This is a genomic window from Citrobacter sp. CFNIH10 (genome assembly GCF_002934585.1).
Lineage (GTDB): Bacteria > Pseudomonadota > Gammaproteobacteria > Enterobacterales > Enterobacteriaceae > Citrobacter_A > Citrobacter_A amalonaticus.
In genome coordinates this window covers 4662835-4683270 of sequence record NZ_CP026216.1, presented here as the reverse complement: position 1 = coordinate 4683270, position 20436 = coordinate 4662835, and the positions used below count along the sequence as shown (strand labels likewise).

Sequence of the window (20436 nt, the reverse complement as noted above, 5' to 3'; positions counted from 1 at the left end):
GGATGTTGTTAGCCCGCTATACTGGGCAGATAACGGCTCCACTTTTCGGGCGACGCGCCCGACTCCCGTATTTTTACAGGCAAAATCACACTCATGCGACTTGATAAATTTATCGCTCAGCAACTCGGCGTCAGCCGCGCTATTGCCGGGCGTGAAATCCGCGGTAGCCGTGTTACCGTGGATGGTGAAATCATCCGGAATACTGCGTTCAAACTGCTGCCAGAACACGACGTAGCATATGACGGCAACACGCTGGTTCAGCAAAACGGCCCACGTTACTTTATGCTTAATAAACCCCAGGGCTATGTGTGTTCGACGGATGACCCGGATCATCCGACAATCCTGTATTTCCTGGATGAGCCGGTCGCGCATAAATTACACGCTGCGGGTCGCCTGGATATCGACACCACCGGTCTGGTGCTGATGACCGACGACGGGCAGTGGTCGCACCGCATCACCTCTCCGCGTCACCACTGCGAGAAAACGTATCTGGTCACGCTGGAGTCGCCCGTCGCCGAAGATACCGCCGCGCAGTTTGCAAAAGGCGTGCAGTTACATAATGAAAAAGATCTCACCAAACCGGCTGTGCTTGAGGTTATTACCCCGACGCAGGTGCGTCTGACCATCAGCGAAGGACGCTATCATCAGGTGAAACGGATGTTTGCCGCCGTGGGTAACCACGTGGTCGAACTGCACCGTGAGCGGATAGGCGCCATTACCCTTGATGCTGACCTTGAACCCGGTGAGTATCGCCCTTTGACCGAAGCCGAAATTGCCAGCGTCGGCATGTCATCCAGCTAAATTCAGGAGTTTTTTGTGACCACCCGGCAGCACTCGTCCTTTGCCATTGTTTTTATTCTCGGTCTGCTGGCGATGTTAATGCCGCTGTCGATCGATATGTACCTTCCGGCGCTACCGGTGATCTCCGAGCAGTTTGGCGTGCCGGCGGGCAGCGCGCAGATGACGCTTAGCACCTATATTCTGGGCTTCGCAGTCGGGCAGCTACTGTATGGGCCGATGGCGGATAGCCTTGGGCGAAAACCGGTGATCCTCGGTGGCACGCTGGTGTTCGCTGCCGCCGCCGTAGCCTGTGCGCTGGCGCAGACCATCGATCAGCTGATTGTGATGCGATTCTTCCACGGTCTGGCTGCAGCCGCTGCCAGCGTGGTGATCAATGCGCTGATGCGCGATATGTATCCTAAAGAAGAGTTCTCCCGCATGATGTCGTTCGTCATGCTGGTGACCACGATTGCACCGCTGATGGCACCAATCATCGGCGGCTGGGTGCTAGTGTGGTTGAGCTGGCACTCTATCTTCTGGATCCTGGCGATCGCCGCGGTTCTGGCCTCTGTCATGATCGCAACGCTCATTAAAGAGACGTTACCGGTTGAAAAGCGCCAGCCGTTCCATATCCGCACGACAATAGGTAACTTTGCCTCGCTGTTTCGCCATAAGCGGGTGCTGAGCTATATGCTGGCAAGCGGCTTTAGCTTTGCCGGGATGTTCTCTTTTCTCAGCGCCGGGCCGTTCGTGTATATCGAAATCAACCACGTATCGCCGCAGGATTTTGGCTACTACTTCGCGCTAAACATCGTCTTTTTATTCATTATGACGATTTTTAACAGTCGCTTCGTACGCCGGATCGGCGCGCTGAACATGTTCCGTACCGGATTGTGGATCCAACTGGCGATGGCGGTGTGGATGGTGCTGAGTGCGCTGTTTGGCATCGGTTTCTGGGCGCTGGTGCTGGGGGTGGCAGTCTTTGTCGGTTGCGTGTCGATGATCTCTTCCAATGCGATGGCGGTGATCCTCGATGAGTTCCCACACATGGCGGGAACGGCCTCATCGCTGGCGGGCACTTTCCGCTTTGGCATTGGCGCGCTTGTTGGCGCGTTACTCTCTCTGGCAACGTTTAACTCAGCCTGGCCGATGATTTGGTCTATTGCCTTCTGTGCAAGCTGTTCAATTTTGTTCTATCTCTATGCGAGCCGCCCGAAAAAACGGTGATCAAATACACAATATGGAAGCCGTTCGGCTTCCTTTGTTGATGTATGTCAACGACAATCCTATCATTCCCCCGATATATGTTTATTTTATGTAAAATCAATTTATGTAAAAAGTCACATCATTGTAGTTAAAAAGGTTGAGTTAGATCGCAGAAACGGGTACATATAGCCCGCGCTCCTGTCCCGACTGGAAATCTCTATTTTAATAAAGGCCATACCCAACATACTGGCCACGCGGGAGAAGGATTGCCACGTTATGCATCCGTTTAAGGACGGATTGTCAATGATGTGTTAATATAGATGTAAATAAATTGTGAAGTGATTGTGCTTCCGGGGAAAGAAAGTGACAACATTACAGCTCTCAATCGTTCATCGCTTACCACAGAACTATCGTTGGTCTGCGGGTTTCGCAGGTTCGAAAGTTGAACCGATTCCGCAAAATGGCCAAAGCGTCGAAAACAGTCTGGTGGCGCTTAAACTGCTGAGTCCGGATGGCGATAGCGCCTGGCCGGTGATGCATAAACTCAGTCAGGCGCTCAGTGATATCGAAGTGCCATGTTCCGTACTGGAATGTGAAGGCGAACCGTGTCTGTTTGTGAATCGCCAGGACGAATTTGCCGCGACCTGTCGTCTGAAAAACTTTGGCGTGGCCATTGCCGAACCGTTTTCTAACAACAATCCATTTTGAGCGTCAGCTTAGCGTGAGAAGTTGACGCGTATACGCCTGTTGCGGTGCGCTAAAGACGCGCTCGCATTGCCCCTGCTCAATAACCTCTCCCTGTTTCAGCACAATCACCTGATGGCATAGCGCACGTACCACGTGCAGATCGTGACTTATGAAGATATAGGCCAGGCGATGCTTTTGCTGTAGCGATTTCAACAGCGCGAGAATTTGCGCCTGCACGGTCCGGTCGAGAGATGATGTTGGTTCATCAAGAACAATCAATGACGGCTTCAGGATCAGCGCTCTGGCAATCGCAATCCGCTGGCGCTGACCGCCGGAAAACTCCGCCGGATAGCGGTGGCGCGTGTCGGCATCCAGTCCCACTTCCGCCATCACCGCCATGACCTGCTGCTCGCGCTGTTCGGCTGAGAGCGATGGTTGATGAACGCGCAGTCCCTCTTCAATGATTTGTAACACGCTCAGACGCGGATTCAGCGAGGAGTTGGGATCCTGGAAGACCACCTGAATACGATGACGTACGGGCAACAACTGTCGGCGGTTAAGATGTTGTAACTGTTGGCCGTCAAATTCTATGCTGCCCTGAGAGGTGATAAGCCGCAGGAGCGCCAGCCCGGTGGTACTTTTCCCTGACCCTGACTCACCAACCAGCCCCAGCGTTTCACCCGGTTGCAGACTGAAACTGATGCCTTTCACCACCTCATTGTTTGCCACCACGCGCTTGAGAATCCCTTTGCGAATGGGGAAGGCGACGCGCAAATCCTCGACCTTTAGCAGAGGTGAATGTCCGGCTGGTAGCGGTACGGGGTCGCCTGTCGGCTCGCTGTTGAGCAATTTCTGCGTATAGGGATGCGTGGGCGCGTGGAGAAGGGGAGCGGCCCGGTTTTGCTCAACGCATTGCCCGTTTTGCATCACCGCTATGCTGTCGGCGAGCTTCCTGACAATACTGAGATTATGGGTGATAAACAGCATCCCCATGTTCAGCTCGCGCTGGAGTTCGCGCAACAGTTGCAGGATCTGCGCCTGTACCGAGACATCCAGCGCGGTAGTCGGCTCGTCGGCGATGAGTAATTCGGGTCGCGTTAACAGCGCCATCGCAATCATCACCCTCTGACGCTCGCCGCCGGAAAGCTGGTGCGGATAATCGCCCAGCCGGGTTGCAGCCTGCCGAATACCGACCCGATCGAGGCAGCTTATTATCTCTGCGCGTGCCGCCTCCCGGCGCATACCGCGGTGCAGGGAAAGGACTTCATAGAGCTGTTTTTCGAGGTTATGGAGCGGGTTCAGCGACACCATCGGCTCCTGAAAAATCATGGCGATCTTGTTGCCGCGCACGCCGCGTAGCGTCTGCTCGCTGGCGTGGAGTAATGACTCGCCGTGAAAACGGATATCGCCGCCAACATATACGGCGGGCGGCGTGGGCAACAGGCGCAGAATCGACAGTGCGGTAACACTCTTGCCGGAACCGGATTCTCCTACCAGCGCCAGCGTTTCGCCGGCCTCCACGCGCAACGACACCGCGTTAACTACCGTACGAACCGTTTCCTGCTTACGAAATCCCAGCGTCAGATTGTCAATGGCGAGCAAAGGTTGCGTCATGTTACACCGCCTTGTTGGGATCGAATGCGTCACGGACGGCCTCGCCAATAAAGATCAGAAGCGAGAGGAGAATGGCGACAGACAAAAACGCAGTAATACCCAGCCACGGCGCCTGCAGGTTATTTTTGCCTTGCAGGAGTAACTCGCCGAGCGAAGGAGAACCTAACGGTAAACCAAAGCCAAGAAAATCGAGCGACGTCAGAGTGGTAATGGAACTGCATAAAATGAACGGTAAGAAGGTCAGGGTGGCAACCATCGCGTTGGGCAGCATGTGACGAAAAATGATACTGCGGTCGCTGACGCCGAGCGCCTGGGCGGCCCGGATATAGTCGAAGTTTCGCGTGCGTAAGAACTCCGCACGCACCACGCCGACCAGACTCATCCAGCCAAACAGCACCGTAATCGCCAGCAGCCACCAGAAGTTAGGCTGCACGACGCTGGAGAGCAAAATAATCAGGAACAGCGTCGGCATACCCGACCAGACCTCGATAAACCGTTGGCCCCATAAATCCACTTTGCCACCGTAGTAGCCCTGTAGCGCCCCGGCCAGTACACCCATGACGCTTGAACACAAGGTCAGCATCAGGCCGAAAAGAATGGAGATCCGCGTGCCGTAAAGCACTCGCGCCAGCACGTCGCCGCCGTTGGCATCGGTACCCAGCCAGTTCTGCGCCGAAGGGGGCGAGGGGAAGGGTTTGTCAGTCGCAAAGTTGATGCTGTTCGCCCCAAAGCGCACCGGAGCCCAGAGGACCCACCCGCGGCTTTCCAGTTGTTGCTTCAGCCACGGGTCCTGGTAATCCGCCCTTGTTGCCAGCGGCCCGCCAAAATCGCTCTCACTGTAGTTCTTGACCAGCGGGAAATACCAGCTTCCGTCGTAGCGCACTAACAGCGGTTTATCGTTAGCAATCAATTCAGAACACAGACTCAGACCAAACAGGACGAGAAAAATCCACAGCGACCAGAAGCCACGACGATGATGGCGAAAACGCGCCCAGCGGGCCTGATTGACGGGGCTTAAATGGGCCATTAACGTCCCTCAAAATCAATGCGCGGATCGACCAGCGTATAGCTGATATCACTGAGAATATTCAGCAGCAGGCCGATCAAGGTGAAGATGTACAGCGTGCCAAACATCACCGGGTAGTCGCGTGACACTGTTGCCTCATAACCCAACAGACCCAGACCGTTGAGGGAAAACATCACTTCGATCAGCAGCGAACCGGTAAAAAACATGCTGATGAAGGTGGCCGGAAAACCGGCGATCACCAGCAGCATGGCGTTGCGAAAAACGTGCTTCCACAGAATATTCCCTTCACTGACTCCTTTGGCACGGGCAGTGACGACATACTGCTTACGCACTTCATCGAGAAAGGAATTTTTAGTCAGCATCGTTAATGCGGCAAACCCGCCAATGACTGTCGCCAGAACAGGTAAGGTGATGTGCCACAGATAGTCGGTTACCTTCTGATACCAGGGCAGCGTGTCGAAATTCGCCGAGACCAGACCACGCAGCGGGAAGAGGTCGTAATAGCTGCCGCCGGCAAAGAAGACAATCAGCAGTATGGCGAACAGAAACGCCGGGATAGCGTAGCCGATGATAATAAACGCGCTGCTCCAGACGTCAAACCGGCTGCCGTTATGTACGGCCTTGCGGATCCCCAACGGAATCGACACCAGATAGATGATGAGCGTACTCCACAGCCCCAGGGTGATCGACACCGGCAGGCTCTCTTTGATGAGCGTCAGTACCGAGGCGCTACGAAACAGGCTGTCGCCGAAATCGAAGCGGATATAGTTCCACAGCATGGTGAAATAGCGCTCGTGCAGTGGCTTATCGAAACCGTAGCGTTGGGTGATTTCGGCAATCACTTCTGGATCAAGGCCGCGTCCCCCGCGATAGTTGCTGTCGCTGATATTACCCACCCCGGTTCGGGCATGACTGGCGCGAACGCCTTCGCTCCCGGCGCCGGGCAGCGCGCTCGTTTGACCAAATTCGATGGCGGCAATCGCCTGATCGACCGGGCCGCCGGGGGCAATTTGCACGATAAAAAAGTTGATGGTGATGATTGCCCAGAGCGTCGGGATAACCAGCAACAAACGACGAATCAGGTACGCGCCCATTTATTCACCCTGCCGTCTGGCGGCAGGTAACTTCGCTGCCCGGTTTACGTCATACCACCAGTTATCCAGGCCAATGGTATACATTGGACGAATGCCCGGGCGGGAAAATTTATCCCACCAGGCCAGTCGATCTTCCGCCATGTACCACATCGGCAACATGTAGTAATTCCAGGTCAGCACGCGGTCCAGCGCACGCCCGAGCGGCAGCAGTTTGTTTTTATCACCCTGTGCGGCGATGATTTGGGCGATCAGTTTGTCGACCACCGGACTTTTCACACCTGGAGAATTATAACTTGAGTCGATATACTCGGACGCCCAGGAGATTTGCAGATCGGAACTGGGCCACGGCATCGCCCGCCACAGGGTCGGCATCATGTCGTAGTCCCGGCTGCGCAGGCGATTGGTGAGCTGTGAGTTATCCACCTGACGAATAGTCATCGTAATCCCCAGACGCTGGAGATTATGCTGGAAGGGCAAGACCCACTGGCTGTTACTGGCGGCGGAAATGAGCAGTTCAAAATTCAGCGGTTTGCCAGTGACCGTGTTAATCCGTTGCTGACCTTTCAGTTCCCAGCCCGCGTCTTTCAGTAATTTATCCGCTTTTAACAGGTTTTCCCGATCGTAACCGTCACCTTTGGATACGGGAGGCTGATAAATCTGGCTGAAGACTTCCGGCGGCAGATCCTTTTTCATCGGCGCAAGCAGGACCAGTTCAGCCGCATCGGGGTAGTTTCTGGCCGCATACTCGGTGTTCTGGAAATAGCTGTTTGCCCGGCTCCAGGCGTTGTAGAACAGCGCTTTATTCATCCATTCAAAATCAAACGCCAGCGTAACGGCTTCACGGACGCGTCGATCATTGAAAACGGGGCGCTGAATGTTGAACGTCAGCCAGCGCGTATCCTGCGCCGATTCATTTTTCTGCTCATCTTTGATGATGTACTGATTATCAAAGTTTTTGCCAACATAGCGCGTCGCCCAGTTTTTGGCATCGCTCTCCAGGCGCAAATCAAACGCGCCGGCCTTAAAGGCCTCAAAGGCTACGTTGTCGTCGAGATAATAGTCATAACGAATGACATCGAAGTTCCAACGGCCACGATTGACCGGCAGATTGGCCGCCCAGTAATCCTTCACGCGCGTATAGACAATATATTGCCCCATCTTCCACTGACTAATGCGATAAGGACCACCACCCAGCGGCGGTCTGGACAACGGGTCGCTGAGCTTATGATCTTTCCAGTACGCTTGTGGCATTACGGGTAATGAGAACAGACTGAGCATATCCTCTTTACCCGGCTTCGCGAGCTCCATGCGTACGGTGAGTGGGGCAATGGCTTTAACCGTTGTGCCTTTGTAGACCAGACGAAACTGTGGCACGCCTTCAGTCATAAATTTGTTGAAAGTGAAGGCGACATCTTTGGCTATGACGGGCGAGCCATCATGAAAACGAGCGCGGGGGTTGATCGTGATTTCCACCCACGAATAATCCTCTGCATAGCGTGCGCTCTCGGCGATCAGCGGATAATAGCTGCCGGGCTCGTCATCAGAGGTGGTAAACAGGGTGTCGTAAAGCTGTTCGGTCCGGGCGCCGGGGTTACCTCGCAGGGCGTAGCGGTTGAAGTTGTCGAAGGTGCCGAGCGCGGAAAGGGTAATCTGACCGCCTTTGGGGGCGGCGGGATTGGCGTAATCAAAATGATCAAAGTTGAACGCGTATTTAGGCTCTCCCAGTACCGCGAAGGCATAACTCTCTTTGATCGCCTGCGCCTGGACACTCGCGCTTATCAACATGACAAACAGCAGCAATATGCGAACGATTATCTGCAAAGGGATTCCTTGTCTTGCTTAACTGCCCGCGCAGGTCACTCTGATGCCTGAATAATAGGGCAGGTGGCGTCTGTTGTGAATCCACGCGTTGGGACTTTACCATTTCAGCGCGTGTGGCTGTGAAACCCAATCAACAAATTCGTCGAGCGGCAGCGGGCGGCTAATCCAGTAGCCCTGAAGGAAGCGAACCCCGCGTTCATGCAGCCATTTTGCCTGCTCAGGCGTTTCCACCCCTTCAGCTACCGTCATCATATCGAGGCGTTTAGCGAGCGTCAGCACTGCATCCAGCACCGGCGAAGTGACGGTTTCTGTTCCAATGGCGTTAATAAAACCGCGATCGATTTTCAGATAATCCAGGGTGTAGCGTTCCAGATAAATCAGCGCACTGTGGCCGGTACCGAAGTCGTCTATCGCAATTTCGAAGCCCGCGGCGTGCAGCCACTCAAATAACTGTGACGCTTCATGTTGCTTGAGCATGTCGCGTTCAGTAATTTCCAGCACGATCTGGAAGTGGTTGGGCGGCATCGCGGCGACTAACTGCCGAACGTCATCTTTAAAACTGCTGCTGTGCAGGTGATCAGGCGCAATATTGATACCGTACTTCGCGCCGACCGGGAGGACTTTTTGCAGCGTAGGGGCGTCCCGCGCCACCAGCTTAAACAGATGTTGGGTCAGCGGCACAATCATGTGCTGGGCCTCAGCGTAATGAATAAACGCATCAGGTGGGATTTCTCCTGCCGTTGGGTGTCTCCAGCGCAGCAACACTTCCAGCCCGGTGACCTTCAGCGACTGCGTATCCACGACAGGCTGATAGACGACGTAGAACTGATCGCGTTTGATCCCGGTGAGGATCTCTTTTCCGGGCCGCAAGCGAATGCTCATGACGTAGTAGCAGAGTAAACCCGCAATGATCCCACCCATCCCGCCGAGAAGCAGGGCATACCATAAGTCGGTCCAGGTCCAGTTGGTTGCGTATAGCCTGATCGTCACCGGAACACCGGCAATTTTTGCTTCGCGCTCCGGTGAACCGTCGAGTTCATCAACGGTGAGCAGATGGTCTGAAAAGGTCGACAACACGGTGTTGCCGACGATGATGGCAATCCCGTCAAAGTCTTCCTGGCGGGCGGTATAGAGCAAATACGGCGTAAGGTTGATATTCAGGGAGGTGAAAACGCCGCTATTCATCATCAGGGGATTACGATACCAAATCACCATCGCGGGTTTATTGGGCATCATCGGCGTTCCCGGGATAATCGCCATATCGATATCTTTACCAATATCGAGGCTGGGGACCAGTTCAGTCAGCAGCGTATCCATGCCTCCGGTTGCCGATGAGCAAAATGCTTTCTTATCCTTGACCAGCAAAAAGGCACGAACGTTCAGGCTAAAGGCGGCACGGGAAGTGAGTTCTGCGCTGACTTGTTTACAGGTCTTTAAAGTCAACGGTTGAAGAATGTCGGTAGTACTTTTGAGATCGGCAAAATAGCTAACCAGGTAATGCTGAATGTCAGAAACCAGCGTGTCGTATTTAACTTCCCGCTTATGCCACGCCATCACGAATTGTAAGCTACTGATAACAATAGCAACGACAACCCCGGTAATCAGGCAGGTAAGCACGATTTTTCGACCAGTCGTTAAGGCGTGAGTGAACATGATGCCTGGCTTTATCCTGAGATTGCGATGATGATAAATGTGATGGAATAACAAGACTATAGCCTGGATTGCTTCGGCGAGTCATGCTTTTCCACAGGGAGAAAAAGGGAATCAAAAAAAAAGCACCGCCGAAGCGATGCTTTTCGTCTGTCTCGTCAGGGGCGCCAAGGGATAGCAACCAAACGATTAACTGCGGCTCAGAACCCGACGCGCTTCGTTATAGCGCTTCTTCCAGTATGGCTCGTTCATGCTGGAGATGATGACACCGCTGCTGGTAGAGGCATGAACAAACTGGTTGTTGCCAATGTAAATACCAACATGACGGCCCGTCGAACCTGCGCGGAACAGAACCAGATCGCCAGTACGCAGATTAGTGCGCGAAACGGATTTACCGGTTTCCTGTTGCTCGTAGGTGGAGCGTGGGAGTTCTAAACCAAACTGTTCACGGAATGTACGCTGTACAAAGCTGGAACAATCAATACCTTTTTTGGAGTTGCCGCCGAGACGATAGCGCACGCCTTTCCAGTCAGCGTACTGATCCATAATCCGCGATTTAACATCGAGGTTACGTACCATACTCTCAAATTCATCCTGAGAAGCTTGCAGTGAGGAAGCTTCTTGATTCACACCAAGCGTCTCAGAATGCGTGTTCTTTGCGGTGTTTGTGGTAGTGCTACATGCAGAAAGCAGTACCGCGACTGCTATCGCGGGGATCCCGCGCAAGATATATCTCAAGATCGGTTGAGATTTGACCATTTTGTTTGTTTTCCCTTGAAGTCCTTAACGATAAATATCGTTATAAAAAAATGCCAAACGTGACGAGACTAATTACCTGCGCACAATGAGACAATTCTTTAAGCGCAAAACTGTGGCAGAACGCACAAATTTATTCGCGAAGAGAATAATAACCCAGCGAGGCAAAACGAGTTCGAGGTTACCCGATCGTTTCAGGCTTGGCGAGTGATTTTATCTGAATTTTAATAAGAAAATGTGATACAGAAAGTGAATAAACGGGATTGGTCAATTTAAACGCAAAATGACGGAAAAACAGGCAACTCATTCATTCTCAAAGGTAATGTCATGACAAAATAATGACGATGAGATGAATAATTTATCTTAACACATCATCAGGGCGTAAGAATAAACCCTGATGATGTTAATAATTGTGGGTTATTTGTTTAAGATTTGTGTGTTTTTGCCGGGAAGATAATTGTCGAAAAGCGCGATAAGGCGATCGCTTAACGGGGTCAGGAGACACCAGGGCAGGCCAATTAGAACCACGGTTAATGATCCTACGGCGATATCGGTGAACCAGTGGGCGCCGATCATGACACGTGGGAAAGCAAAAACCACAACAATAATAAGGCCGATAAATCCTGCGGCTTTTCCGAAATAGCGCAACATAAATGCGGCGAAAATAAGCAGCATCATCCCGTGATCGCCAGGGAAACTGTCTTTGGAGGCATCCTTCGTCGAAATATGCAGCAATTCGCTGACGCGATAAATATTAGCAAAACTGAGCGTAGGACTGGCGCGTTTTACAGGCAGCAGCGCCTGACCTGCCTGGTTCAGAACCACGGCGGTAAGCAGCATCACCAGACCGATGATGACAATACGGCGGCGGCCTGCAGGCGTCTCTTTCAGCCAGAAATTCAGCATCAGACAACCCATCGCCAGCAGGGAACAGGCGTCAAACGCCCGATTATTGGTGATGGCGACCAGCCACAGGAAGGCCGGGCTCTCTACCAGTTTCTGGTTAAAGAAGTGGAAAATGCCGGCGTCAACCGGGAACCAGAATCCATGATTCACGGGCATATACCAGCTCATGAATAACGCCAGACCGGCAACATTCAGCAGAAGTATCAGTGGTAACCGGATTTTCATATTTAACATGTTCGCTGTTCAATAAATCGCAGGCAACCTTACGCGTGTTCAGCTAAACGAAGCTTCAACAATGCGCTCTGCAACGTATTCCAGTCTGCCTCGGTGCTGGATATCAGTTCAATACGACTGTCCGGCGGCGCGACATTCTGCGTTTCAATGTGCAGATCTTCGCCCTGGCGATTAATGCGCACGAGGCCTTCCGGAATACGCATGACTCCCTTCACCCGGCCAACCGGCGCCAGTCGTGCCCATTCCAGCAGTCCGATGGTGTCAAAGACCGTATCGGCATCAAAAATCCAGCCGCAGGCCTGATGCCCCTGACCGCTGTTCAGGCTACGACGCCAGCGTTGTTGAGTTGGCAGGCTCAGCGCCGCCAATCCTCGCGGTTCTGGATGGCTGTGCGAATGCGCGGCGCTGGTGGGCAATTCAGCCAGATTCAGACGCGGTAAATCGAGCAACTGTCTGTCAATCTGACCATGCGTGACCTGCACTAACTGACGGTTGCCGCCAAACTGTTGCCACCAGGTTTGCAGCGCACGTTCACTTTCCGCAGTCGCACGATCGGTTTTATTCGCCACAATGATATCTGCTGCCGCTAACTGATCGCGGAAGTTCTCATTGGTAACGCTTTTTTCATCCAGCAATCCGCGAGGATCAAGAATGCACAACGTGGCGCGCAGGTCGATCCAGGGTTCATACACCGGTGCTGTGAGGAGGGAGAGGATCTGTTTCGGATGCCCCAGTCCAGTTGGTTCGATCAGCAGGCGGTCTGGTTTTCCCTGACGCAGCAGGGTATTCAGTCCAACCTGCATGGGCAGGCCGTTCACGCAGCACATACAGCCGCCGGGGATCTCTTTGAGCAACGCGCCGCTATCAGCAAGCAGAGCGCCGTCAATGCCGACCTCACCGAACTCATTGACCAGTACCGCCCATTTTTCGGTGGGGTCTTTGTGCGCTAACAGATGGAGGATAGAAGTGGTTTTTCCGCTGCCGAGGAAACCGGTGATGAGGTTAGTTTTGGTCACGCCTGCTCCAGAATAATGTACCGTAACGGTTTCCATTAATCCTGGCGAAAAAAAGTGAAAAAGAGAAGGGCGGGGCGAACGAAGACGGCCTCTGTTCGCCTTAATGGCAGAAATTGTTAATTTTTTAACGTATCAATCACCGCCTGATGTGCACCGTGTTGCGCGATACGCTGCCAGGCCGTTTCAATCGCCTGGACAAAAACCGGATTGTGCGGGAGGTCGTTGCCAAAAATTTCCGATAAAGAGAGCAGTGCCGACACGCGCTGATCCTCCGTACTGGCCGCGACCCTTGCGCGGATTTTATCATTCAGCGGGTCGCGAACGTCGATGGTCGTGCCGGCATCATCGACGCCGCTGACATAGCGCATCCACCCCGCCACGCCCAGCGCTAAGAGTGGCCATGCGCTTTCGCGTGCCAGATGGAGACGAATGCCCGCCAGCATCCGCTGCGGCAGTTTCTGACTGCCGTCCATCGCGATTTGCCAGGTTTTATGCTTCAGCGCCGGATTCGCAAAGCGTTCAATCAGGCTTTGCGCGTAACCGGTCAAATCCACGTCAGTAATAGTGAGCGTCGGCGCCTGTTCGTCCACCATCAGTCGGTACGCGGCTTCGCGGAATGCGCTGTCCTGCATGCACTCATTAATATGCTGAAATCCGGAAAGATAACCGAGATACGCGAGAAACGAGTGGCTGCCATTAAGCATCCGTAATTTCATCTCTTCCCAGGGACGCACATCGCTGACCATCTGCACGCCAGCCGCTTCCCATGCGGGACGACCGGCGACAAAGTGGTCTTCAACCACCCATTGAATGAACGGTTCACAGCTGATGGCGCAAGGATCGGTCACGCCCAGTTCGCGAGTGATCTCCGCCAGCGACTCTTCCGTCGCGGCCGGAACAATGCGGTCAACCATCGTGGCAGGGAAGCTGACGTGCTCGCGGATCCAGTCCGCCAGCGCGGGGGATCGTTTTTCCGCCATCCCCAGCACGGCGTTCTTCACGACGTGGCCGTTATCAGGAATGTTATCGCAGGAGAGTACAGAAAAAGCTGCCAGGCCGCGTGCCTGCCGACGTGACAGCGCTTCCACCAGAATACCCGGTGCTGAATGGGGTTCATCAGGCGATTGCAGGTCGTGAACAATGCGCGGATTTGTCAGGTCCAGCGCGCCAGTAGCCGGATCGATGCAATACCCTTTTTCGGTGATGGTCAGTGAGACAATCGCCACCTGAGGTTCGCAGAATTTTTCGATTATAGCGGCGAGCGAATCGAGTTTCGCATTCAGACATTCGTTGACGGCACCGACAATAATCGCCTGATTGCCGTCTGCGCCTTTTTCCAGCACGGTGTATAAATGATCCTGCTCGCGGAGTTGACGCATCAGCGTGTCGCCGCTGAACAGGCTGATTTCACAAATTCCCCAATCTCCGCCCTGGGCGTTCAGCACCCGATCGGTCAGTAATGCCTGATGCGCACGATGAAAGGCACCAAAACCGAAATGCACCATGCGGGTTTTCAGTTGCTGGCGGTCATAGCGTGGCGTTTGTACGCCATCCGGCAATATTGCTGAGGCAATTGTAGTCATTTATTACACACCTGATTAACCATAAATTAACAACGCCAGTGTAAAGTTATATGACAACAAATGAAATTGGTAAGCCTGATTTATCCGGGTAATGTGAGCTGGATCAATCAATCACGCCCCTTTTATTGATCACCTCGTAGAAGCCTGTATGGTAGTCGTCATTCAGGTAAGCTAATTTGGTATAACAACTTTGTGAGGTAAAGCAATGGAACAAACCTGGCGTTGGTACGGGCCTAACGATCCGGTATCGCTTGATGATGTGCGTCAGGCTGGTGCAACGGGTGTTGTGACAGCATTGCACCACATTCCGAACGGTGAAGTGTGGCCGGTCGATGAGATTAAAAAACGTCAGGCGATTCTGGCGGAAAAAGGGTTAACCTGGTCGGTGGTCGAAAGTATTCCGGTTCATGAAGAGATCAAGACCCGCTCCGGTCAGTATCAGACATGGATCGCAAATTATCAGCAGAGCATCCGTAATCTGGCAGCCTGCGGCATTGACACCGTCTGCTATAACTTTATGCCGATTCTGGACTGGACGCGTACCGACCTTGAGTACGAATTGCCAGACGGTTCGAAAGCGCTGCGTTTCGATCAAATAGCCTTCGCCGCTTTTGAGTTGCATATCCTCAAGCGTGCGGGTGCGGAAGCGGACTATAGCGAAGAAGAACAGCGTCAGGCGTTGGCCTATTTCAATGCCATGAGCGACGCGGATATCGAAAAACTGACCCGTAATATCATTGCCGGTCTGCCTGGTGCGGAAGAGGGTTATACGCTCGATCAGTTCCGCGCGCGTCTGGCCGAGTATGACGGCATCAGCAAAGACGATCTGCGTGACAATATGGCCGTGTTCCTGCGTGCGATTGTCCCGGTGGCTGAAGAAGTGGGCGTGCGTCTGGCAGTGCATCCTGACGATCCGCCGCGTCCGATTCTCGGGTTACCACGCATTGTCTCCACCATTGAAGATATGCAGTGGCTGAAAGAGACCGTCGACAGCATCTACAACGGTTTCACCATGTGCACAGGCTCTTACGGCGTTCGTGCGGATAACGATCTGGTGAAAATGATTGAAACCTTTGGCGATCGTATCCACTTTACCCATCTGCGCTCGACGTGCCGCGAAGCGAACCCGAAAACCTTCCATGAAGGCGCACATTTGCAGGGTGATGTGAATATGGTCGCGGTGGTGACGGCGATTCTGACCGAAGAGCAGCGCCGCAAGAAGGCGGGGGATTTGCGTCCCATTCCGATGCGCCCCGATCACGGTCATCAAATGCTGGACGATCTGCATAAGAAAACCAACCCGGGTTATTCCGCGATTGGCCGTCTGAAAGGGCTGGCGGAAGTACGCGGTGTTGAACTGGCGCTGAAAATGACCCAGTTCCGCGACCTGCTGTAAAACAGCAAACGACAAAAAAAGGACAGCTCAGGCTGTCCTTTTTTACATCCATTCAAAAATTAATCCGCACGGCCCATATAGCGGCGCTCTTCGATATGAATGCGGATTTTCTCACCGGCGCTCAGGTATTCTGGCACCTGAATAACCAGACCGGTGCTCAGCGTCGCGGGTTTGTTACGCGCACTGGCGGAAGCGCCTTTGATGCCTGGAGCGGTTTCCACGATTTCCAGATCCACCGTCTGCGGCAGTTCGAGCGCCAGCAGTTGACCGTCCCAGGTTAGCACCTGCATATCCGGCATTCCACCTTCCGGGATAAACAGCAGCTCTTCTTCGATCTGATCTTTGGTGAAGGTATAAGGCGTGTAGTCTTCTTTATCCATGAACACGTATTCGTTGCCATCGATATAGGAGAAGTCGACTCCACGGCGGCTCAGGGTCACGGTATCGACAATGTCATCGCCCTTGAAACGCTCTTCCACTTTCAGACCTGTGCGGACATCGGAGAACCGCATTTTGTACAGCGTTGCCGCGCCACGGGCTGTCGGGGACTGAATATCGATATCTTTCACAATCAGCAGTTTGCCGTTGTAATTCAGTACCATACCTTTTTTGATTTCGTTCGCTCTTGGCATCGAAAAGATCCTGTTATAGAGATTAGCTAAATTATCGCGTCAAACTACTCGCGCCGGGTCATTCAGGCAAGTGGAATTCACCTTTTGCTGGTGCAAAAAAGGTGGTACTGTGCGCGCCTGTCCGGTGGTCACAATAAAGAGAGTCAGATTATGGAATGCCGTCCGGATTGTGGGGCGTGTTGTATTGCCCCTTCTATTTCCAGCCCCATCCCCGGCATGCCGCAGGGAAAGCCCGCAAACGTCAGGTGCGTCCAGCTCTCAGATGACAACCTGTGCCGTATCTTTGGCTCCAGCCTCCGCCCCAACGTCTGTCGCAGCCTCAAACCGTCCCAGGAAATGTGCTTAACGAACCGCGACGAGGCGATGACCTGGCTTATTGATCTTGAAGCGCTGACCGCGCCCTAAACATCCTTAATGCGCGACAGGCAGGCCATGGTGGCGACAATCATCACCAGCGCAAACCAGAAAACGGCATGGTAGTTCCAGATTTCAGCGGCAATGCCCGCCAGCGATCCGGCGATAATCCAGCCGACGCGGATGGTATTGGTGTAGAGCGTGGTGGCGGACCCTGCCTGACCAGGCATCAGATCCTGAAAATAGAGCATACCGATGCCGCCGAGAATACCGATATAGATGGCGTTCAGCAATTGTAAACCCAGCAGCACAACAGGGGAGTGCGCGACCAGCATTCCTGCGTAAAAGCAAAAACCGGCAGCGACCGCAATGCACATTAGCAGACGTTTACCCAGACGTTTTGCGAAGTAGCCAGCAATCAACATGGTCGGGATTTCCAGACCGGCCGCTGTCCCCATCATCACACCCGCCAGTTTCTCCGGCAGATGCAGCTCATTAATAATAAACAGCGGCATATTAATAATATACAGGCTGTTGGTACCCCACATTAAGGTACAAATGGCAAACAGCAGCAGGGTATCGCGACGGTTACGACGCGGCGCTTCCAGCGTACCGATCGCCAGTGCGGTCTCTTTGCGCATGGATGGTAAGAAAAACCATACCATTGCCCCGCAAACTACAAACGCCACCGCGGCACTGAGGTACATCACCGTAAAGCTGAAGCCCATTGCCAGCGCGTAAGCCAGCGGCGGGCCGATCACCCACGCGAGGGAAACCTGGGCGCGCAATATGGAGCTGAACATCACCGCTTCACGGCCTGTGCGGTCAGCATGTTCGCGGGCCAGGGCAAACATTTGCGGGTTGGCGGTCGAACCAAAACTGCTGAGAAACACCCCAACAAACAGCAAAATAAAGTAGTTACGATTCCAGGCAAATAACACGCACGCCAGCATGCCCAGCGCACAGCAGAAGACGATCAGCTTTTTGCGATCGCCTTTTTTATCTGAACGTCCCGCCAGAAACTGGCTCACCAGGATGCCGATCACCGCACTGCCGGTAAAAAAGAAGCCGACCATTGCTGGGCGCGCATGGACTTCATCAGTCAGAAAAAGGCTTAGCGTGGGGGTCTGTAGCGCACCGGCGATACCGGTGAGAAAGGCGACAATAAGGAAAGCCGTAGACGTCAGGTCAAACGTTTTTGGCGAGGCGGCAGCGGGGGTATTGTGCATGTTTGGATATCAGTAGTGTGACGAGACGCGGAGTTTACGCCGCTTAGTGAGAAATAAACAGATGACTAAATCAAAATCGCCACGAAAAATCAAAATGGCATTTCACTCTGACAATGCTGTTAGCTGACGCTGCTGAACCTTAAGTGAAATGACGCTGTATTGACTTCAGCAACCTACCGCCAGTGAGGCAAAAATGTGCATTGCTTCTAAATTTTGCGATCAAAAATGCAACTTTACTTGCGTGCTGAAGCAGAAAGCGCAAGACTTCTTGAAACGTTTCAGCGCTGTCGAGTTTCAGTTGAGGGAACCGTATAGCGTCTTTTTTCTCATGCAAGCTGAATCGTTTCAATTCAGCAGGAGAGGAGAACCATGTTTCAGTTATCCGTTCAGGACATTCATCCGGGCGAGCAGGCCGGAGATAAACAGGAAGCCATCCGTCAGGTTGCCGCTGCGTTAGTGCAGGCTGGCAACGTTGCGGACGGCTACGTAGACGGCATGCTTGCTCGCGAGCAGCAGACGTCCACTTTTCTCGGCAACGGGATTGCGATTCCGCATGGCACAACCGACACCCGCGATCAGGTGCTGAAAACCGGCGTTCAGGTTTTTCAGTTCCCACAGGGCGTAACCTGGGGTGACGGTCAGGTGGCATATGTGGCGATTGGCATTGCCGCCAGCTCCGATGAGCACCTTGGTCTGCTGCGTCAGCTGACGCACGTGCTGAGCGATGACTCCGTAGCTGAACAGCTTAAGTCAGCGACCACGGCTGAAGAACTGCGTGCGTTGTTGATGGGCGAAAAGCAGAGTGAGCAGCTGAAGCTCGACAACGACACGCTGATGCTGGATGTCGTCGCGACCGATTTAGTGACGTTGCAGGCGCTGAATGCGGCACGTTTGAAAGAGGCTGGCGTCGTAGATGCGGCGTTTGTCGCGAAAGTGATTAACGAACAGCCGATGAACCTGGGTCAGGGGATCTGGCTCAGCGACAGTGCTGAAGGCAACCTGCGCAGCGCCGTGGCGGTAAGTCGTGCGGTAAAAGCTTTTGACGTACAGGGCGAAAAAGCGGCGCTGCTAGTGACCGTTGCCATGGCTGACGACCAGCCCGTCGCCGTGCTGAAGCGTCTGGGCGATCTGCTGCTGGAGACGAAAGCTGACCGTCTGCTGAACGCCGACGCGGCGACTGTCCTGGCACTGCTGACCAGCGATGACGCACTGACTGATGATGTGCTGAACGCCGAGTTTGTGGTCCGCAATGAGCACGGCCTGCATGCCCGTCCGGGGACCATGCTGGTCAATACGATTAAACAATTCAACAGTGAAATTACCGTGGCAAACCTTGATGGAACCGGCAAACCGGCAAATGGACGTAGTCTGATGAAAGTGGTGGCGCTGGGCGTGAAGAAAGGACATCGCCTGCGCTTTACGGCGCAGGGGGCTGATGCTGAACAGGCGCTGAAAGCGATTGGCGATGCCATCGCTGCCGGTCTTGGGGAGGGCGCGTAATGAGCAGACGTGTTGCGACCATCACGCTAAACCCGGCCTACGATCTGGTGGGGTTCTGTCCTGAAATTGAGCGCGGTGAAGTTAACCTGGTAAAAACGACCGGTCTGCACGCGGCGGGGAAAGGGATCAACGTCGCCAAAGTGCTGAAGGATCTCGGGATCGACGTGACGGTCGGCGGTTTCCTCGGCAAAGATAACCAGGACGGTTTTCAGCAGTTATTCAGCGAACTGGGAATTGCTAACCGTTTTCAGGTGGTGCAGGGGCGTACCCGCATCAACGTCAAGCTGACGGAAAAAGACGGTGAAGTCACCGACTTCAACTTCTCCGGTTTTGAGGTCACGCCTGCCGACTGGGAGCGTTTTGTTAATGATTCCCTGAGCTGGTTGGGTCAGTTTGACATGGTGTGCGTCAGCGGCAGTCTGCCATCCGGCGTGAGTCCGGAAGCCTTCACCGACTGGATGACGCGTCTGCGCAGTCAGTGTCCATGCATTATCTTTGATAGTAGTCGTGAAGCCCTGGTTGCAGGACTAAAAGCCGCGCCGTGGCTGGTGAAACCGAACCGCCGTGAACTGGAAATCTGGGCCGGCCGCAAGCTGCCAGAAATGAAAGATGTGATTGAGGCGGCGCATGCGTTACGTGAACAGGGTATCGCACATGTGGTGATCTCCCTGGGGGCAGAAGGCGCGCTGTGGGTGAACGCCTCGGGAGAATGGCTCGCCAAACCGCCTTCGGTTGACGTGGTCAGCACCGTAGGTGCCGGGGATTCGATGGTTGGCGGCCTGATTTACGGTCTGCTGATGCGTGAATCCAGCGAACATACGCTGCGTCTGGCGACAGCCGTTGCTGCGCTGGCAGTCAGTCAGAGCAATGTTGGTATTACCGATCGTCCTCAGTTGGCCGCAATGATGTCGCGTGTCGACTTACAACCGTTTAACTGACAGCAGGAGAGGC

Annotated in this window: 18 protein-coding genes; 7 read left to right on the top strand and 11 right to left on the bottom strand. The window is 53.7% G+C overall.

All coding sequences use genetic code 11. The annotated features are described in order from the left end of the window. Positions 1–93: 93 nt before the first annotated feature. From rsuA to C2U53_RS26905, 3 genes are all read left to right on the top strand, one after another. Positions 94–801 carry a 16S rRNA pseudouridine(516) synthase RsuA gene (gene rsuA / locus C2U53_RS26920; protein WP_043000097.1) on the top strand — a complete coding sequence of 236 codons (708 nt, stop codon included), beginning with the start codon at positions 94–96 and terminating at the stop codon, positions 799–801. 15 nt (positions 802–816) lie between these two features. Further along, positions 817–2007 carry a Bcr/CflA family multidrug efflux MFS transporter gene (locus tag C2U53_RS26915; protein WP_043000098.1) on the top strand — a complete coding sequence of 397 codons (1191 nt, stop codon included), beginning with the start codon at positions 817–819 and terminating at the stop codon, positions 2005–2007. A 342-nt stretch (positions 2008–2349) separates the two neighbouring features. Then, positions 2350–2694, top strand: a complete 345-nt coding sequence (locus C2U53_RS26905) for a YejG family protein (protein WP_043000099.1) — start codon at positions 2350–2352, stop codon at positions 2692–2694. A gap of 3 nt (positions 2695–2697) precedes the next feature. Here the strand turns inward: C2U53_RS26905 and yejF are convergent, their stop codons facing one another. From yejF to C2U53_RS26855, 9 genes are all read right to left on the bottom strand, one after another. Continuing rightward, positions 2698–4287, bottom strand: coding sequence for a microcin C ABC transporter ATP-binding protein YejF (gene yejF / locus C2U53_RS26900; protein ID WP_099433314.1), 1590 nt, complete (start codon positions 4285–4287; stop codon positions 2698–2700). A 1-nt stretch (position 4288) separates the two neighbouring features. Further along, the gene (locus tag C2U53_RS26895; RefSeq protein ID WP_043000101.1) at positions 4289–5314 is read right to left on the bottom strand and encodes an ABC transporter permease; all 1026 of its coding nucleotides are present in this window, start codon (positions 5312–5314) and stop codon (positions 4289–4291) included. After that, positions 5314–6408 (bottom strand): microcin C ABC transporter permease YejB, encoded by a 1095-nt coding sequence (locus tag C2U53_RS26890; protein WP_043000102.1) that lies wholly within the window; start codon positions 6406–6408, stop codon positions 5314–5316. The genes C2U53_RS26895 and C2U53_RS26890 overlap by 1 nt, the downstream gene beginning before the upstream one ends. Beyond that, positions 6409–8223: an extracellular solute-binding protein gene (locus tag C2U53_RS26885; RefSeq protein ID WP_104446925.1), complete on the bottom strand. Its 1815-nt coding sequence runs from the start codon at positions 8221–8223 to the stop codon at positions 6409–6411. 102 nt (positions 8224–8325) lie between these two features. Next, positions 8326–9882, bottom strand: coding sequence for a cyclic di-GMP phosphodiesterase (locus tag C2U53_RS26880; protein WP_104446726.1), 1557 nt, complete (start codon positions 9880–9882; stop codon positions 8326–8328). Positions 9883–10068: 186 nt separating this feature from the next. Further along, positions 10069–10638 carry a bifunctional murein DD-endopeptidase/murein LD-carboxypeptidase gene (gene mepS, locus C2U53_RS26875; RefSeq protein WP_043000104.1) on the bottom strand — a complete coding sequence of 190 codons (570 nt, stop codon included), beginning with the start codon at positions 10636–10638 and terminating at the stop codon, positions 10069–10071. A 414-nt stretch (positions 10639–11052) separates the two neighbouring features. Then, entirely contained in the window at positions 11053–11775 is a 723-nt protein-coding gene (locus tag C2U53_RS26865; RefSeq protein WP_080721930.1) for a phosphatase PAP2 family protein, read from the bottom strand. Positions 11776–11804: 29 nt separating this feature from the next. Beyond that, complete coding sequence (locus tag C2U53_RS26860) at positions 11805–12791, bottom strand: GTP-binding protein (RefSeq protein WP_044268673.1); 987 nt, start codon at positions 12789–12791, stop codon at positions 11805–11807. A 116-nt stretch (positions 12792–12907) separates the two neighbouring features. Continuing rightward, positions 12908–14374 carry a mannitol dehydrogenase family protein gene (locus C2U53_RS26855; RefSeq protein WP_104446725.1) on the bottom strand — a complete coding sequence of 489 codons (1467 nt, stop codon included), beginning with the start codon at positions 14372–14374 and terminating at the stop codon, positions 12908–12910. 205 nt (positions 14375–14579) lie between these two features. Here C2U53_RS26855 and uxuA point away from each other — a divergent pair, with 205 nt between their 5' ends. Beyond that, positions 14580–15770: a mannonate dehydratase gene (gene uxuA, locus C2U53_RS26850; RefSeq protein WP_044258619.1), complete on the top strand. Its 1191-nt coding sequence runs from the start codon at positions 14580–14582 to the stop codon at positions 15768–15770. 59 nt (positions 15771–15829) lie between these two features. Here the strand turns inward: uxuA and yeiP are convergent, their stop codons facing one another. Beyond that, the gene (gene yeiP / locus C2U53_RS26845; protein WP_012131588.1) at positions 15830–16402 is read right to left on the bottom strand and encodes an elongation factor P-like protein YeiP; all 573 of its coding nucleotides are present in this window, start codon (positions 16400–16402) and stop codon (positions 15830–15832) included. Positions 16403–16552: 150 nt separating this feature from the next. Between yeiP and C2U53_RS26840 the strand changes: the two genes are divergently transcribed. Further along, the gene (locus C2U53_RS26840; protein WP_043000107.1) at positions 16553–16807 is read left to right on the top strand and encodes a YkgJ family cysteine cluster protein; all 255 of its coding nucleotides are present in this window, start codon (positions 16553–16555) and stop codon (positions 16805–16807) included. On the opposite strand, the gene setB is transcribed toward C2U53_RS26840, so the two are convergent. Next, complete coding sequence (setB, locus tag C2U53_RS26835; RefSeq protein ID WP_044258621.1) at positions 16804–17985, bottom strand: sugar efflux transporter SetB; 1182 nt, start codon at positions 17983–17985, stop codon at positions 16804–16806. The two genes, C2U53_RS26840 and setB, sit on opposite strands and share 4 nt — an antisense overlap. 369 nt (positions 17986–18354) lie before the next feature. On the opposite strand from setB, the gene fruB reads away from it, so the two are divergent. Both fruB and fruK read left to right on the top strand, forming a co-directional pair. After that, positions 18355–19485 carry a fused PTS fructose transporter subunit IIA/HPr protein gene (gene fruB, locus C2U53_RS26825; protein ID WP_104446724.1) on the top strand — a complete coding sequence of 377 codons (1131 nt, stop codon included), beginning with the start codon at positions 18355–18357 and terminating at the stop codon, positions 19483–19485. Then, on the top strand, positions 19485–20423 hold the full coding sequence (fruK, locus tag C2U53_RS26820) for a 1-phosphofructokinase (protein ID WP_043000110.1): 939 nt from the start codon (positions 19485–19487) through the stop codon (positions 20421–20423). Before fruB ends, fruK begins: the two co-directional genes overlap by 1 nt. Positions 20424–20436: the final 13 nt, after the last annotated feature.